The organism is Streptomyces roseicoloratus, from assembly GCF_004117935.1.
In the GTDB taxonomy this organism is placed as follows: Bacteria; Actinomycetota; Actinomycetes; order Streptomycetales; family Streptomycetaceae; genus Streptomyces; species Streptomyces roseicoloratus.
On record NZ_SDOY01000179.1, the window covers coordinates 54,821 to 70,050 of the forward strand.

Genomic DNA, 15,230 nt, shown 5'->3' on the forward strand with positions numbered 1-15,230 from the left:
TCTGTCCGGCGGTGAAGTTGAGGTTGGAGGCGCTGGTGCGGGCCGTGCCGTCGGGGTGGACGGAGACGAAGCTTCCCGCGGTCGCGCCGGTCGCGGTCACGTTCATGACCACGGCCGACACCCCGCTCTTCACCGGCAGCGTGACGGTTTCGCCGGGGCCGACCTTGCCCTTGCGGACGCCGAGCCCGACGCGGGTGTCCATGAGCCGGGTCGGGGTCACCGGTCCGTACGTCGCACCGGTGCCGTCGGCGACGTAGTACCCGGCCACGTCCGCCAGGAGGTCGACGTAGCCGGACTTGTTGTAGAAGCTGACCTTGCCGTTGACGACGGGGACGACGACGAGGTTGGGGATGGTCTGTCCGGCGGTGAAGTTGAGGTTGGAGGCGCTGGTGCGGGCCGTGCCGTCGGGGTGGACGGAGACGAAGCTTCCCGCGGTCGGCGCCGTGGCGGTCACGTTGAGGATGACCGCCGTGACCCCGCTCGCCGGGAGCCCGGCCGTGCCGGTCACCTGGAGGGTGACGGTCTCGCCGGGGCCGACCTTGCCCTTGCGGACGCCGAGGCCGACGCGGGTGTCCATCAGCCGGGTCGGTGTGACCGGCTTGTAGCGGCCCTTGCCGACGGCGTCCGGGGCGCTGCACGGCTGGGTGGCGCAGGTCAGCGAGGCCCGGAAGGCGGTCTGCTGCGCGCCTTCGGGCAGGGAGGCGACGAACAGGCTCTCGCCGCGGGGCTCGCACGGCATCGACGCCGAGAGCGGGCACCAGGCCCGGTTGCCCGTGCCGAAGAGGGTGCCGTTCGCGGTCGCGGAGCCGCCGTCCGTGGCGGTGACGGTGCCGTGGACGCGGGCCGTGGCGGAGGTCGCGAGCACGGCGCAGGCGGCGGTGCGCTGCTCGTTCAGCTCGCCGGTGACCGGCCCGTACCCGGAGGTGACGGCGCCGGCGCGCGGGCACTCGGGCGCGAAGCCGGCGCGGCCGGCCGTCCGCCAGGCGTCGAGGCGGTAGGAGTCGGGGACGGTCCAGTACAGGGGGACCTGCGTCACCACCTGGTAGCCGGTGGAGCCGGTGAGCGTGCAGGGCTGGGTGCGCAGGGCGCACTTGACCGTGCCCTGGCGGTCCAGGACGAGGACGTGCGTGGAGTTCCGGGAGTCCCGGGCGTTGATCTGCAGCCAGTCGTCGTTCTCGCCGGTGGTGATCCGGTGGCAGCGCAGGGTGCCGTTCTCTCCGGAGGTCCCGGTCCGGGCGGGGGCGCCGATGGCGGTGGCGGCGGAGACCGTGCAGCCCTGGGCCCCGGCGGTGACGTCGCGGCGGTCCACGATGTGGGTGCGGGGCGCGTCCTGGCCTGCCAGGAGGAGCGTGTACGCCGTCCCGGAGTCGAAGGAGCACAGGGTGAGGACGTCCTCGTGGAGCTGCTGGCCCGGCGTGGGCTGTGCCTGGCACGTCGGGGTGACGCCGTCGGTGCCGACCAGTCGGACGGCGAAGTCCGGGTACAGGTCGATGTCGTCCGGGAACAGGTAGCGGAAGCGGAACAGTTCGGCCGGGGAGTGGGCGCCGGCCGGGATCCTCAGGCAGTGCGAGAAGACGCCGTCGCCGGTCTCCAGGCGCACGGCCGCCGCGTCGTCGGCGAAGCTGCCGGCGGGCAGGACAGGGCAGCCGCCCTGGGCTTCGTCCGCGCCGTCCGTGACGTCCGTGACGTCCGTACGGACGAGGTGGACGCCGTACGGGCCGGTGGCCTCCTGGTCGTCCGCGCTGACGAGGACCCGGAACGGTGCGCTGCCCGTGAGGTGGCAGCTGCCGTCGGCCAGGTCTCCGGCCTCGCACTGGGCGGCGCCGTCCGCGTCGACGACCTGCACGGAGACGGACGGACCCGTCCCGCCGCCGCGCGAGGTGAGTGCGGCCATCCGGGCGCCCTGCGGCAGCGGAAGTTCCAGGCACGTGGCCTGTCCGGCGGTGGCGAGCTCGCCCGCGTACCGGCCCAGGGAGACCGGTGCGCACGGTTCGTCGGCGCGGGCGGTTCCGGTGGTGCCGGGCAGGAGCGGGAACAGGAGCGCGAAGAGAAGTGCGGTGAGGACCGCGGCGCGTGTGCGTCTCCGTCCGGGAGACGCGGGTGACGACGGCATGTACCCCCCTCGGGTGTCGTGGCGAGTGATGGTCCCACACGCGTCGGACACCCGGGGAAGCGGGGAACCCCGAGGTCAGCGGGGTGTCACCGGAGTCCGCTCGGGCTCCTTCGCCGACACCCCCATGACCACCCGCGAGCGCGACGCCGTGAGGCGCAGGGAGACGGCGACGGCGGCGAGGCCGAGGGCGGTCATGGCGGCGCCCGCCCAGGCCGGGGAGGCGAAGCCGAGGCCGGCGTCGATGACGGTGCCGCCGAGCCAGGGGCCGCCGGTGTTGCCGAGGTTGAAGGCGGCGGTCGTCGTGGCGCCGGCGAGGGTGGGGGCCGCGCCCGCGACGTTGAAGATGCGGGCGTTGAGGGCGGGCGCCGTGTAGAAGGCGGAGACGCCGAGCAGGAAGGCCAGCGCGATCGTGGCGACCGGGCTGGAGGCGAACAGGGCGAGCGCCACCAGGAAGACGGTGGAGGCGGTGATGCCGCTGAGCAGCACACCGAAGAGGTGGGCGTCGGCGACCCGGCCGCCGATGTACGTGCCGACGAGCGCGCCGATCCCGAAGAGCGCGAGGACGGCGGAGACCCAGCCCCGGTCGAGTCCCGCGACGTCGGTGAGCAGCGGGGCGAGGTAGGAGAAGGCGCAGAAGACGCCGCCCGCGGCGAGCGCGGTGATCAGGACGGAGAGCAGCACCTGCCGGTCGCGGTAGATGACCAGCTCGCCCCTGAGCCGGGGCCTGGTCTCGGGCAGGGGCAGGTGCGGGATGCGGGTGACGACGCCGGCGAGGGCGATCGCGGAGGCGGCACCGACGGCCCAGAAGGCGGAGCGCCAGCCGAGGTGCTCGCCGAGGAAGGAACCGGCGGGCACGCCGAGCACGTTGGCGATGGACAGGCCGCCGATCATCACGGCCATGGCCCGCGCGCGGGCTCCGACCGGCACCATCGCGATGGCGACCGCCGCCCCCACCGCCCAGAATCCGGCGCAGGCGAGCGCGCTCACCACGCGGGAGGCGAAGAGCACCGCGTAGTTCGGCGCGAGCGCACCGGCGACCTGCCCGAGCCCGAAGACGCTGATCAGGGCGATCAGCGTGGTCTTGCGGGGCAGCCGGAGCGTGGCCACGGCGAGCAGCGGCGCGCCCACGACCATGCCGATCGCGAAGGCCGAGATGAGCAGTCCGGCGCGGGGGATGGACACGCCCATGTCGTCCGCGATGGCCGGCAGCAGCCCCGACAGCATGAACTCGCTCGTGCCGAGCGCGAAGACGGACAGTCCGAGGATGTAGACCGCGAGCGGCATACGGCCGCCGGCGGCGGGCGGGGTCGCGTCCGCGTCCGTGTCCGTGTCCGCCTCCGTGTCCGCCTCCGCGTACGCGTCAGTGTCCGCGTACGCCTCCGTGTCCGCGCGCGCTACCGCGGGGGCGGAGAGGGGGTCGGGATCGGGCGGGGTGGATTCGGTGTGGGGCGACGGCATGACATGGGCAACCCGGGTTTGGTTGCTGTCATTCCGTCCGAGGTGATCGTCTCGGGATGCGAGACGATCACCCTGGGGGAAGCCTGCGGCGCCGTCAGGCGCGGGTGCAGGTGTGGGTGCTCACGCTGGTTCCGTCGACGTGGCGGATGCGCAGGGTGCCCGTCTTGGACGTGTAGTCCACGTTCAGTTTCTCGCCGCCGCCGGTGCCGCCGGCGCCGGGCGGCTGCCAGGGCAGGACCAGGGCGAGGGAGTCGCCGACGGTGGCGGGGACGTTCGAGGCCGCCGCCTCCTTCACGTCGCCCTCGTCCCCGCCGTTGCCCAGGTTCTCCGGCACCTGCACGGAGAGGCGACCGCCGGAGATGTCCCACATGCCGTTCGACGTACGGCCCTCGCCGTACTCCAGCGTCCACCAGCCGCCGGTGATGACCGCGGTGTACGTGAAGGGGGACTCGTCGCCGATCCGGGAGGTGATCGACCACCTGCCCTCCACGAAGGCGACGAGGGCCCGCTCGGCCACCGTCGGCTTGGGCTTCGGCTGCTCGCCGCCGCTGCCGCCCGGGCTCCCGGCCCCGCCGTCGGTGCCGTTCCCGCCCTTCGCCCCGTCGTTCCCGCTCCCGCCGCCCGCGCCGCAGGCGGCGAGCAGTGAGGCTCCGGCGCCGATGGCCAGATAGCGCAACGCGGTCCGGCGGCCGACGACGCGGGTCACCGCCCGCATGTCTCGCATGTCCATGTCATCCCCGTTCGTGTCTGCCCGTTGATCAAGTACGGCAGGCAACGGGCAGACTACACAGCGGCGTTCAGGGTGACGCGCGGTGATCCGGAGGCGCCGCGGGGAAGCGGCGGCCCCTCTCAGGCTTCCGTCGGGTCCGTCGGGTCCGTCGGGTCCGCCGGGTCCGTCGGGTCCTTCAGTTCCTTCAGTTCCCGTTCCAGGTTCGCCCTGGCCTTCTCCTCCCAGGCCGCCGCCCCGTACGGCGTGCGGAACAGGCGGGGGAGGGCGAGGAGTTGGCGGAGGACGGCCGCGCGGCCTTCGCGGAAGGCGGGTTCCGGGACGAAGGCGTATTCCTCGCGCACCGCCGCCGTATACCCCCTGTAGGTATCGGGGTCGCTCGCCAGGATCGCCAGGTCGGCGTCGCACAGGGTCTCGCCGTTGAGGTCGCCCGGTGCCGGGTCGTGGGTGGTGGTGAGGCGGACCAGCCGGGCGACCTCGGCGACCTCGTGGGCGGTCAGGCCCGCCTCGTGCAGGGCCTTTTCGGCCAGGGTCGCCGAGCGCTCCTCGTTCTCCGAGCGGTCCGGGCGGTAGACCGCGTCGTGGAACCAGGCCGCGAGCCGCACCAGTTCCAACTCCCCTCCCTCGCCGCCCTTCTCGACGATCTCGTCGATGCGGTCGAGGACCGCCCGCAGGTGGTCGGCGGTGTGGTAGCGGCGCTGTGGCTCCGTCCAGCGGGACAGCAGGTTCCGGCCGTACGGGAGCGGGTCCGGGCCCTCGCGGCCGGCCCGCGCGGCGAGCAGGGTCGCGGTCCAGCGGTGGAGGAGTTCCTGTTCCTGGGCTGCCTTCATCGGGGCGGTCATGGTCGCATTCTGCCGCCCCGGGGCCCGTTCCCGTCGTCGGAAGCGCGTGTTCCGATCCGCCCGCCCCTCACCCTTACATACCCCCCATGGGTATGCTACGGTGCTGCCGCAGGTACCCCCCAGGGGTATGCCATCGCGAGTGAAGGGTCAGGGCAATGTCAACCGTCAATCCCCGGCGCTGGTGGGCACTTGCCGTGCTCGCCGCCGCGCAGTTCATGGTCATCATGGACACCTCGATCATCGGCGTCGCACTCCCGAAGATGCAGGAGGACCTGGGCTTCTCCCAGGGCGAGCTGCAGTGGGTCTTCAACGCCTACGTGATCGTCTTCGGCGGACTGCTGCTCCTCGGCGGCCGCCTCTCCGACCTCGTCGGAGCCCGCAGGATCTTCGTCTCCGGCTGGGCGGTCATGATCGCCGGCTCGGTCCTCGCCGCGGCCGCGCAGACCGCCTGGGTCGAGATCGCCGGCCGCGCCGTCCAGGGCGTCGGCGGTGCGCTCATCGCGCCGTCCGCGATGACCCTGCTGATGATGCTCTTCATGCACGACCCGCGTGAGCTGGGCAAGGCGATGGCGCTCTACGGCGCGGCCGCCCCGGCCGGCGGCACCGCCGGCGTGTTCCTCGGCGGCGTGTTCACCGAGTGGGCCTCCTGGCAGTGGTGCTTCATCATCTACGTCCCGATCGGCCTGGCCACCCTCGCCGCGACCAAGCTCCTCCCGAACGTCGAGTCCCGCCGCGGCTCCGTCGACGTCCTCGGCGCCGTCGCCGTCACCGCCGGACTCGCCCTCGGCGTCTTCGCGGTCGTCCGCGCCCCCGAGGTCGGCTGGGGCGCCACCGCCACCGTCCTGGAGCTGGTCGGCGCCGTCGTCCTCATCGCCCTCTTCTTCGTGATCCAGAAGGCCGTCCGCGAGCCGCTCATGCCGCTCAGCGTGTGGCGGGTCCCGCGCCTCGGCTCCGCCAACCTGGCGATGACGCTGCTCGGCGCCGCCTGGATCCCGATGTGGTACTTCCTCAACCTCTACCTCCAGCAGGTCCTCGGCTACGGCGCCTTCGCCTCCGGTGCCGCGCTGCTCCCGATGACCGTGCTCCTCATGATCTTCATGACGGCCATCACCGCCCGGCTCATGGCCAAGGTCGGCGCCAAGCCGCTCATCGGCGTCGGTCTGCTCCTCCTCGCCGCCGGCCTGGTCTGGCTGGCAGCCGTCGAGCCCACCGGCACCTTCCTCGTCGACGTCCTGCCCGCCTCGCTGGTCGCCGCGCTCGGCATGTCCCTCGCCTACATCCCGGCGATGATCGCCGCCATGTCCGGCGCCCCGCAGGAGCAGGCCGGTCTCGCCTCCGGCATCGTCAACACCACCTACAACGTCGGCTCCGCGCTCGGCCTCGCCGCCCTCACCGCGGTCGCCATGTCCCAGGGCGCCGACCAGCTCGGCAACCTGCCGAAGCTGACCGACGGCTTCTCCGCCGCCTTCATCGGCGCCGCGGTCGTCGCGGCGGTCGGCGGCATCGTCACCCTCCTGGTGATGAAGTCCGACAAGGCCCTCGCCGCCGAGGCGCCGGCCCCCGCCCCGCAGGAGCAGGGCGACAAGGTCTCCGTCTGACCGGCCGCACCCCGCAGGACCCGAGCCGTACCCGCGCAGGGGCCGCCCGATGACCGTTCACCGGCCGTCGGGCGGCCCTTTTCCGTACCCGGACCGCGCCCGGCGGCCCGGCCCCGGGCCGGCCCGCCGTACCGCGCGCGCCTTCCCGGCGCGCGCCCTTTCCCGTACCCGTACCCGTACCCCGGAAGGAAAGCCATGGAGCTCAGCACCCGCGCCGTCCACGTCGTCAACCCCCCGCTCCCCGGCGGCAGTCAGCCGCTCTCCGTGCCCCTCGTCCAGTCCTCCGCCTTCGCCTTCTCCTCCGCCGACGCGCTCGCCGAGGCCATGGGCGGGCCCGACGGGCAGTACGTCTACAGCCGGCGCGGCAATCCGACCGTACGGGCGCTGGAGCACACGCTCGCCGGGCTCGAAGGAGGCGCCGGGGCCATCGCCTTCGCGTCCGGGATGGGCGCGATCAGCGGCGTGCTGCTGGCGCTCCTGAAGCCGGGCGACCGGGTGGTGGCGCAGCGCTGCCTGTACGGCGGTACGTACGCCGTCCTGTCCGACCTCGCCGCCCGCTACGGCGTCCACGTCACGTACATATCCGGCGACGACGTGGACGAGTTCGAGCGCGCCGCGAGCCATCCGGCCACCCGGCTGCTCGTCCTGGAGACCATCGCCAACCCCACCGGCCAGGTGCCCGACCTGCCCGGACTGCTGGCCGCGGCCCGCGCCCTCGGGGTGACGAGCGTCGTCGACAACTCGCTCGCCTCGCCCGTGCTGTGCCGGCCGGTCGAGCTGGGCGCGGACGTCGTCGTGCACTCCACCACCAAGTACCTGGCCGGGCACTCCGACGTGCTCGGCGGCGCCGCCGTCTTCGCCGACGACGCGCTGCGCCGCGCCGTGTGGCCGCGGACCGTCGAACTCGGCGCCTGCGCCGACCCGTTCGCCGCCTGGCTGACCCTGCGGGGGATCGCCACGCTGCCGCTGCGGATGCGGGAGCACTGTCTGAACGCCGCCGTGATCGCCCAGCGGCTCGCCGACCGGAGCGCCACCAGGGGCGACGTCACGGCCGTCCACCACCCGTCGCTTCCCGGCCACCCGTCGCACGCGATGGCCCGCAAGGTGCTGTCCGGCGGTGGCGGGCTGCTGTCGTTCGAGCTCGCGGGCGGCCGGGAGGCCGGCCGGGACTTCATCGAGCGGGTACGGGTCGCCCGGCTCGCCCTGTCGCTGGGCGGCGTGGAGTCGCTGGTCGCCCATCCCGCGTCGACCTCGCACCGCGAGCTGGACGCCGAGGCCCTGGCCGCCGCCGGGATCGCGCCGGGCCTGGTGCGGATGTCGGTCGGGATCGAGGCCGTCGAGGACCTGTGGAACGACATCGAGCGGGCGCTCGACCAGACGGACGAGCAGGCGGACGAGCCGGGGGGCGGGCAGGCGGATGAGTAGAGGGACGAGCAGGCGGACGGGCAGGGGGTGAGCCGGGTGTCGAACAGCCCCAGCGCTGACCGCCGTTGATCCTCCGTTCGAGTCTTTCCGGCCTTCTTTTGGGTTGACAAAATAAATGGTCGATTCGTAGATTAGGTGATGCCAGGGAACGACAACTCCTAGGTCAAGGGGGACGCGCGATGCGCTACTTCGAGGACTTCCGGCCCGGCGACGTCCACGAGCTGGGCACCGTCACCGTCACGACGGAGGAGGTGCTGGAGTTCGGCAGGCGCTTCGATCCGCAGCCCTTCCACACGGACCCCGAGCTCGCCGAGGAGTCGCCGTTCGGCGGACTGATCGCCAGCGGCTTCCACACCCAGGCGATGTTCATGCGCCGCTACGTCGACGGCCTGCTCGCCTACAGCGCCTGTCTGGGCTCGCCCGGCATCGACGAGGTCCGCTACCTGCGTCCCGTACGCCCCGGGGACGTGCTCACGGCGCGCGTGGAGGTCCTCGGCGCCACGCCGTCGCCGTTCAACCCCACCAGCGGCACCGTCAAGCCGCGCTGCACGCTGGTGGCCGCCGACGGGACGGCCGTGTTCAGCATGGTCCTGCACAGCATCTTCCGGCGCCGTCCCGCCGGATCCGAGGCCGGACGTCCGTCGTCGATGCCCGCCGCCGAGGATCCCGCCGGGTGCTGCACCCGAGCGGGGAAGAGTGAGCCCGCAGCCGCCATGAGCGCCTGACGACCGCCCTCGTCAGGCCCTGGGCACGGCCGTCCGCATCCCGCCGTGTCACGCCCCGGACCCGAACCACCAGCAGGCCCACCCGCGAAACCACTCGCGGGCCCGCCCGCCAACCCACCCGCGAATCCACCAGTGAAGGGGGACCTCCCGTGGAGGCCGTATCCCGCACCGCCCAGTGGACCGCCGCCGCGCGCGCACTGGAGACCGAGCGCGAGGACCGGCTGTTCGCCGATCCCTACGCGCGCACCGTCGCCGACGAGATCGGCTTCGAACTGCTCGAGCGCTACGCCGGCGGCGGCACCGTGCCGTTCCTCGCCATCCGCACCACCTACCTCGACCGCGCCATCGTCAAGGCGGTGGAGGAGCGCGGCATCCGTCAGGTCGTCTTCCTCGCCGCCGGCATGGACACCCGCTTCTTCCGGCTGCCCTGGCCCGACGGCGTCACCGTCTACGAGCTCGACCGCCCGGCGCTCCTGGAGGCCAAGGCCGCGATGCTCGCCGACGAGCCGCAGCCGGCCGGCCGCACCAGGATCACCGTCCCGGTCGACCTCACCCAGGACTGGACCGGCCCCCTCAAGGAGGCGGGATGGAAGAGCGACGAGCCCGTCCTGTGGGTGGTCGAGGGCCTGCTGTTCTTCCTGCCCGAGCAGGCCGTACGGACCCTCATCTCGACGCTGTCCGCGCACGCGGCGCCCGGCTCCGTGCTGCTCGGCGACGTCATCTCCAGGGCCGCCCTGGTGAACCCGCTCGCCCGCGGCTTCCTCAAGGCGCTGGAGGAGGACGGCAACCCGTGGCTCTTCGGCACCGAGGAGCCCGAGGCGCTGCTCGACGACTGCGGCTGGTCCGTGCGCGAGGTCAGGCAGCCGGGTGAGCCCGGCGCCCACTTCGACCGCTGGCCCTACCCGGTCCCGGCCCGCTCCGTCCCGGGCGTGCCCCGCTCGTTCCTCTTCACCTGTGACCTCCCCACGTACAAGGAGGAGAAGGCCGCATGAGCGCCCACGACTTCCACCAGAAGGTCATCACCGACGCCGGCGCCGCCGTGCGCGGACTGACCGTCGCCCTCGGCGAGCGCCTCGGCCTCTACCGGGCCCTCGCCGAGCACGGCCCGCTCACCGCCGGGCAGCTCGCCGAGAGGACCGGCACCAACGAGCGGTACATCGAGGAGTGGCTGCACGCCCAGCTGTCCGCCGGCTACGTCGAGCGGCACCCCAGCTCCCTCACGTACGCGCTGCCCGCCGACCACGTCGCCGTGCTGGCCGACCCGAAGGCCGTCACCTTCGCCGCCGGCTTCTTCACCGCCCTCAAGGCGCTGTACGCCACCGAGGACCTGCTCGTCGAGGCGTACCGCACCGGCGACGGCGTCGGCTGGGCCGAGCACGACGCGGCCCTCGACACCGGCATGGGCTCCTTCTTCCAGCCGACGTACGAGCACAAGCTCGTCGCGGACTGGCTGCCCGCCCTGCACGAGGTCACCGACAAGCTGGCGAACGGCGGCACCGTCGCCGACGTCGGCTGCGGCGTCGGCCACACCACGCTGCTCATCGCCAAGGCCTTCCCGAACGCCACGATCCACGGCTTCGACTACTCCGAGGAGGCCATCTCGATCGCCCGGCAGCTCGCCGAGGAGGCCGGCCTGTCCGACCGGGTCGTCTTCGACGTGGCGTCCGCCGACGACTACCCGGGCTCCGGCTACGACCTGGTGTGCTTCTTCAACGCCCTGCACGACATGGGCGACCCGGTCGCCGCCGCCCAGCACGTCCACAAGTCGCTCGACGCCGACGGCACCTGGATGCTCGTCGAGTCGAACGTGTCGCCCGCCGACATCGACACCCAGACCCCGGCGGCCCGCATGTTCATGGCCCTGTCGGCCGTCATGTGCCTGCCCGTCGCCGTCGCCCAGCGCGGCCCGCACGCGCTCGGCAACCACTCCGGGGAGAAGGCCTTCCGCGCCATCGCCGAGGAGGCCGGCTTCACCCGCTGGCGGCGCGCCACCGAGACCCCGGTCAACGCGATCTACGAAGTCCGCCCCTGACGGCCCGCTCCCGTCACCCGGCCCGCGAAGGGCCGGGCCCCGACAGTCCGGCGGCGCCGCTCCCCGGGACCCCGTCCCGTCCCGCGAGCGCCCCGCCCCACCCGTCACAAGGAGTCACACCATGGGCGTCACCGCCCCGCTGCCCGTCACCGACCGGTTCATGGAGGTGCTCTCGCGCCTCAGCGAGCGTTCCGTCGAGGACTACTACAACCCGTACCAGACCTTCCAGTGGCCCGAGAGCCTGGAGGAGGACCGGTACTGGATGACGCCGGAGCTGCTCACCGTCTACGGCACCGAGCACTTCGACGCCCTCGGTGAGGAAACGCTTCACCGCCTCTCCAAGTGGGAGTCGATCAACTTCTACAGCCTCAACGTGCACGGCATCCGCGAGCTCCTCATCGAGGTCGTCGGCCGCATCCACATGCCGGGCTTCGAGGTCCCCTCGGACTTCTTCCACCACTTCATCGGCGAGGAGAACGAACACATGTGGTTCTTCTCCGAGTTCTGCCGGCGCTACGGCGACAAGATCTACGGCTCGACCGGGATGCGCGCCGACGCCGCCTGGGAGCCCGAGGTCGAGAACTTCCTGGTCTTCACCCGCATCCTGTTCTTCGAGGAGCTGGTCGACCACTACAACTCCCGGATGGCCAAGGACACCGCCCTGTGCCACACCATCCGCGAGGTCAACCGGATCCACCACCAGGACGAGTCCCGCCACATCGCCTTCGGCCGCGAGCTGGTCGGCCTGCTCCACCAACGGATGTGCCAGGCCGTCAGCGCCGAGCGGGTCCGCGAGGTCGAGGCGTACCTGAAGCGCTACGTCGTCTACAGCGTCAACTCGCTCTACAACCCGCACGTGTACCGCGACGCCGGCATCCCCGACCCGCTGGCCCTGCGCAACGCGCTCGTCGCCGACGAGCGCCGCCGCGAGCACGAGCGCAAGGCGATCCGCAAGCCGCTCGCCTTCTTCCTCAAGACCGGGATCTTCTCCGACGACAGCCTGCCCGTCGTCTGAGTCCCCAGGAACCTCCCACCGAGAGGTGCACCGATCATGACCACGACGACCCCCGAGCAGAGCGTCGGGGCGACCAGGGGCCTGCCCGTCCTCGGTCCGGAGGGGACCCGCCTGCTGCGGCTCCTCGACGACACCTTCGAGGCATGGGGAACGGCCGCGGGCGCCCGCCCGATGACCATGCCCCCGCTGCTCCCGGCCGCCGACCTGGCCCGGCTCGACTACTACGACAACTTCCCCCACCAGGCCGTCGTCGCCGCCCCGCTCGACCTGGAGCGCCGCGCGACCGAGCCCTTCTCCGCCGACACCGGCTGCTTTCCGACCGCCGCGCTCGAACCGGCCGCGCTCGGACTGCCCTCGGCGTCCTGCTACGCCGTCTACCTCACCCACCAGGGCACCCGGGTCGCCGACGACCACCTGGTGACCATCTGTTCCTGGTGCTTCCGCAAGGAGACGCACTACGAGGGAATGCGGCGGCAACTCGGCTTCCGCATGCGGGAGATCGTCGCCGTCGGCACCCGCGAACACGCCGAGAACCACCTCGCGGCCTTCACGGCCCGCATCCACGCCTTCGCCGCGGCGCTCGACCTGCCGCTGCGCAAGGAGGCCGCCTGCGACCCGTTCTTCGACAAGGGCGGCTCGAAGGCCCTGCTCCAGCGGCTCACACCGGTGAAGCACGAGTTCCTGTACGAGGACCTGGCCATCGCCTCGGTCAACACGCACCGGAACTTCTTCGGCGACCGCTGCGACATCACCCTGGAGTCCACCGGCGGCCCCGCCTTCACCAGCTGTGTCGCCTTCGGCCTGGAACGCTGGCTGTCGGCGCTCACCCGCCGGCACGGCGACTGGGAGTCCGCCACCCGGGCGGTCCTCGACGCCGACGCCCGACTGCGGGCCGATGCCAGCCTCGCGGCCGGGCCGGTGATCTGACGTGCCGGCCCGACCCGTCGCCCCGCCGGCGGGCGGCCTGGGCTGGGCGAACCTCGGCATGGACATCGTGTCCGTCAACCGTGTCCGCAGGCTTCTCACCCAGTACGGGGAGACGTTCTTCGAGCGGATGCTCACCCCCGGCGAACTCGCCGACTGCCGCACCGCCGACGGGCTCGACATCCTGAGCCTGTGCGGCCGGATCGCGGCCAAGGAAGCGGCCTTCAAGACCCTGCGCGTCCGCGGCAGGTTCCTGCCCTGGACCGACATCGTCGTACGGCGCTCCGACGGCGGCTGGCCGCTGGTGGAGCTGCGCGGACCCGCGGCCGGGATGGCCCAGGAGTCCGGCATCTCCGAGATCACCGTGTCCATCAGCCACGACGTGGACTACGCGGTCGCGGTCGCCGCGCCGATCATCGCCCCCACCCCTTACGTACCCAGCAGCTCATCGAGCAGCAGCTAAAGGAGAGCAATCATGGCCGACGGCCTGCAGACGGTGAAGAACTGGATCCTCGAGCGTCACCCGGAGCGCGAGGACATCGCCTCCGACCTCGACCTGATCGAGAACCGGCTCATCGACTCGCTGTCCTTCGTCGAGTTCGTCTTCCTGCTGGAGCAGGAGAGCGGCACCGCCATCCAGATGGAGACCCTGGAGGTCGACTCCATCCGCACCCTCGCCGCCATCGAGCAGCACTTCTTCAAGACGGCGGTGCAGGCATGAGCCGCCGCCTGTTCACCTCGGAGTCCGTCACCGAGGGCCACCCCGACAAGATCGCCGACCGGATCAGCGACACCGTCCTCGACGCGCTCCTCGCCCAGGACCCGTCCTCCCGCGTCGCCGTCGAGACCCTGATCACCACCGGCCAGGTCCACATCGCCGGCGAGGTCACCACCGCCGCCTACGCGCCGATCGCCCAGCTGGTGCGCGACGCGGTCCTCGCCATCGGCTACGACTCCTCCGCGAAGGGCTTCGACGGCGCCTCCTGCGGCGTGTCGGTGTCCATCGGCGCGCAGTCGCCGGACATCGCGCAGGGCGTCGACACCGCCCACGAGGCGAGGGTGGAGGGCGCCGAGGACGAGCTGGCGTCGCAGGGCGCCGGCGACCAGGGCCTGATGTTCGGCTACGCCTGCGACGACACCGCCGAGCTGATGCCGCTGCCCATCGCGCTGGCCCACCGGCTGTCGCGGCGGCTCACCGAGGTCCGCAAGAACGGCACCGTGCCCTACCTGCGGCCCGACGGGAAGACCCAGGTCACCATCGAGTACGACGGCGACCGCCCGGTCCGCCTCGACACGGTCGTGGTGTCCTCGCAGCACGCCGCCGACATCTCCGTCGAGGGCCTGCTCGCCCCGGACGTCCGCGAGCACGTCGTCGAGCACGTCCTCAAGGAGCTCGCCGAGGAGGGCGTGAACCTGGAGTCCGACGGCTACCGCCTCCTGGTCAACCCGACCGGCCGCTTCGAGATCGGCGGCCCGATGGGCGACGCCGGCCTCACCGGCCGCAAGATCATCATCGACACGTACGGCGGCATGGCCCGCCACGGCGGCGGCGCCTTCTCCGGCAAGGACCCGTCGAAGGTCGACCGCTCCGCCGCCTACGCGATGCGCTGGGTCGCCAAGAACGTCGTGGCCGCCGGCCTCGCCCGCCGCTGCGAGGTGCAGGTCGCGTACGCGATCGGCAAGGCCGAGCCCGTCGGCCTGTTCGTGGAGACCTTCGGCACCGGTGCCCTGCCCGACGAGAAGATCCAGGAAGCCGTCAGCCGGGTCTTCGACCTGCGCCCGGCCGCGATCATCCGCGACCTGGACCTGAAGCGCCCCATCTACGCGGCCACCGCGGCGTACGGGCACTTCGGCCGCGAGCTGCCCGAGTTCACCTGGGAGCGGACCGACCGGGTCGACGCCCTCAAGACGGCCGCGGGCCTCTGAGAGCCCGACGAACCGAAGGAGCTGAGGGAGCCGACATGCGCATCGCTGTCACCGGATCCATCGCGACCGACCATCTGATGACCTTCCCCGGCTGGTTCAGCGAACAGCTGATCGCCGACCGGCTCGACAAGGTCTCCCTGTCGTTCCTCGCCGACAACCTGGAGGTCAGGCGCGGCGGAGTGGCAGCGAACATCGCCTTCGGACTCGGCGTGCTCGGCCTGCGCCCCGTCCTCGTGGGCGCGGTCGGCGCCGACTTCGAGCCGTACCGGATCTGGCTGAAGGACCACGGTGTGGACACCGACTCGGTGCGCGTCAGCGGGTCGCTCCACACCGCCCGGTTCGTCTGCACCACCGACCGGGCCCAGAACCAGATCGCCACCTTCTACGCCGGGGCGATGGCCGAGGCCCGGGAGATCGACCTGCGCGAGGTCCTCGCCCGCACCGG

General features: G+C 72.3%; 14 protein-coding genes and 1 pseudogene. 11 read left to right on the forward strand and 4 right to left on the reverse strand.

The features are described from left to right. The 4 genes and pseudogenes from ESG85_RS33970 to ESG85_RS33985 form a co-directional block, all read right to left on the reverse strand. Positions 1–2,113 (reverse strand): annotated as a pseudogene (locus tag ESG85_RS33970) (hypothetical protein); the annotation flags it as partial. Between the two features lie 75 nt (positions 2,114–2,188). Beyond that, positions 2,189–3,397, reverse strand: a complete 1,209-nt coding sequence (locus ESG85_RS33975; protein ID WP_128985053.1) for a Cmx/CmrA family chloramphenicol efflux MFS transporter — start codon at positions 3,395–3,397, stop codon at positions 2,189–2,191. 268 nt (positions 3,398–3,665) lie between these two features. After that, positions 3,666–4,301, reverse strand: a complete 636-nt coding sequence (locus ESG85_RS33980; protein WP_128985025.1) for a hypothetical protein — start codon at positions 4,299–4,301, stop codon at positions 3,666–3,668. A 119-nt stretch (positions 4,302–4,420) separates the two neighbouring features. Beyond that, positions 4,421–5,140, reverse strand: a complete 720-nt coding sequence (locus ESG85_RS33985) for an HD domain-containing protein (protein WP_128985026.1) — start codon at positions 5,138–5,140, stop codon at positions 4,421–4,423. 155 nt (positions 5,141–5,295) lie between these two features. On the opposite strand from ESG85_RS33985, the gene ESG85_RS33990 reads away from it, so the two are divergent. The 11 genes from ESG85_RS33990 to ESG85_RS34040 all read left to right on the forward strand — a co-directional run. After that, positions 5,296–6,738: an MFS transporter gene (locus ESG85_RS33990; protein WP_128985027.1), complete on the forward strand. Its 1,443-nt coding sequence runs from the start codon at positions 5,296–5,298 to the stop codon at positions 6,736–6,738. A gap of 195 nt (positions 6,739–6,933) precedes the next feature. Further along, entirely contained in the window at positions 6,934–8,163 is a 1,230-nt protein-coding gene (locus tag ESG85_RS33995; RefSeq protein ID WP_128985028.1) for a trans-sulfuration enzyme family protein, read from the forward strand. Between the two features lie 179 nt (positions 8,164–8,342). Further along, on the forward strand, positions 8,343–8,888 hold the full coding sequence (locus ESG85_RS34000; RefSeq protein WP_128985029.1) for a MaoC family dehydratase: 546 nt from the start codon (positions 8,343–8,345) through the stop codon (positions 8,886–8,888). Positions 8,889–9,037: 149 nt separating this feature from the next. Further along, complete coding sequence (locus ESG85_RS34005; protein WP_128985030.1) at positions 9,038–9,880, forward strand: class I SAM-dependent methyltransferase; 843 nt, start codon at positions 9,038–9,040, stop codon at positions 9,878–9,880. After that, entirely contained in the window at positions 9,877–10,920 is a 1,044-nt protein-coding gene (locus tag ESG85_RS34010; protein ID WP_128985031.1) for a class I SAM-dependent methyltransferase, read from the forward strand. Before ESG85_RS34005 ends, ESG85_RS34010 begins: the two co-directional genes overlap by 4 nt. 121 nt (positions 10,921–11,041) lie before the next feature. Further along, positions 11,042–11,935, forward strand: a complete 894-nt coding sequence (locus tag ESG85_RS34015) for a diiron oxygenase (RefSeq protein WP_128985032.1) — start codon at positions 11,042–11,044, stop codon at positions 11,933–11,935. 36 nt (positions 11,936–11,971) lie between these two features. Next, positions 11,972–12,862 carry a class-II aminoacyl-tRNA synthetase family protein gene (locus tag ESG85_RS34020; protein ID WP_128985033.1) on the forward strand — a complete coding sequence of 297 codons (891 nt, stop codon included), beginning with the start codon at positions 11,972–11,974 and terminating at the stop codon, positions 12,860–12,862. A gap of 1 nt (position 12,863) precedes the next feature. Then, complete coding sequence (acpS, locus tag ESG85_RS34025; RefSeq protein ID WP_128985034.1) at positions 12,864–13,322, forward strand: holo-ACP synthase; 459 nt, start codon at positions 12,864–12,866, stop codon at positions 13,320–13,322. 12 nt (positions 13,323–13,334) lie between these two features. Continuing rightward, positions 13,335–13,580, forward strand: coding sequence for a phosphopantetheine-binding protein (locus ESG85_RS34030; RefSeq protein ID WP_128985035.1), 246 nt, complete (start codon positions 13,335–13,337; stop codon positions 13,578–13,580). Then, positions 13,577–14,785 (forward strand): methionine adenosyltransferase, encoded by a 1,209-nt coding sequence (gene metK / locus ESG85_RS34035; protein WP_128985036.1) that lies wholly within the window; start codon positions 13,577–13,579, stop codon positions 14,783–14,785. Before ESG85_RS34030 ends, metK begins: the two co-directional genes overlap by 4 nt. Before the next feature lie 35 nt (positions 14,786–14,820). Beyond that, positions 14,821–15,230 (forward strand): PfkB family carbohydrate kinase (locus ESG85_RS34040; RefSeq protein ID WP_246095557.1); only part of this gene is annotated, 410 nt, incomplete at its 3' end.

Bases quoted from the DNA above. Each gene is read 5' to 3' on its own strand.
- ESG85_RS33975 (WP_128985053.1), bottom strand. From the start codon at position 3,397: ATGCCGCTCGCGGTCTACATCCTCGGACTGTCCGTCTTCGCGCTCGGC.
- ESG85_RS33980 (WP_128985025.1), bottom strand. From the start codon at position 4,301: ATGGACATGCGAGACATGCGGGCGGTGACCCGCGTCGTCGGCCGCCGG.
- ESG85_RS33985 (WP_128985026.1), bottom strand. From the start codon at position 5,140: ATGACCGCCCCGATGAAGGCAGCCCAGGAACAGGAACTCCTCCACCGC.
- ESG85_RS33990 (WP_128985027.1), top strand. From the start codon at position 5,296: ATGTCAACCGTCAATCCCCGGCGCTGGTGGGCACTTGCCGTGCTCGCC.
- ESG85_RS33995 (WP_128985028.1), top strand. From the start codon at position 6,934: ATGGAGCTCAGCACCCGCGCCGTCCACGTCGTCAACCCCCCGCTCCCC.
- ESG85_RS34000 (WP_128985029.1), top strand. From the start codon at position 8,343: ATGCGCTACTTCGAGGACTTCCGGCCCGGCGACGTCCACGAGCTGGGC.
- ESG85_RS34010 (WP_128985031.1), top strand. From the start codon at position 9,877: ATGAGCGCCCACGACTTCCACCAGAAGGTCATCACCGACGCCGGCGCC.
- ESG85_RS34015 (WP_128985032.1), top strand. From the start codon at position 11,042: ATGGGCGTCACCGCCCCGCTGCCCGTCACCGACCGGTTCATGGAGGTG.
- ESG85_RS34020 (WP_128985033.1), top strand. From the start codon at position 11,972: ATGACCACGACGACCCCCGAGCAGAGCGTCGGGGCGACCAGGGGCCTG.
- ESG85_RS34030 (WP_128985035.1), top strand. From the start codon at position 13,335: ATGGCCGACGGCCTGCAGACGGTGAAGAACTGGATCCTCGAGCGTCAC.
- metK (WP_128985036.1), top strand. From the start codon at position 13,577: ATGAGCCGCCGCCTGTTCACCTCGGAGTCCGTCACCGAGGGCCACCCC.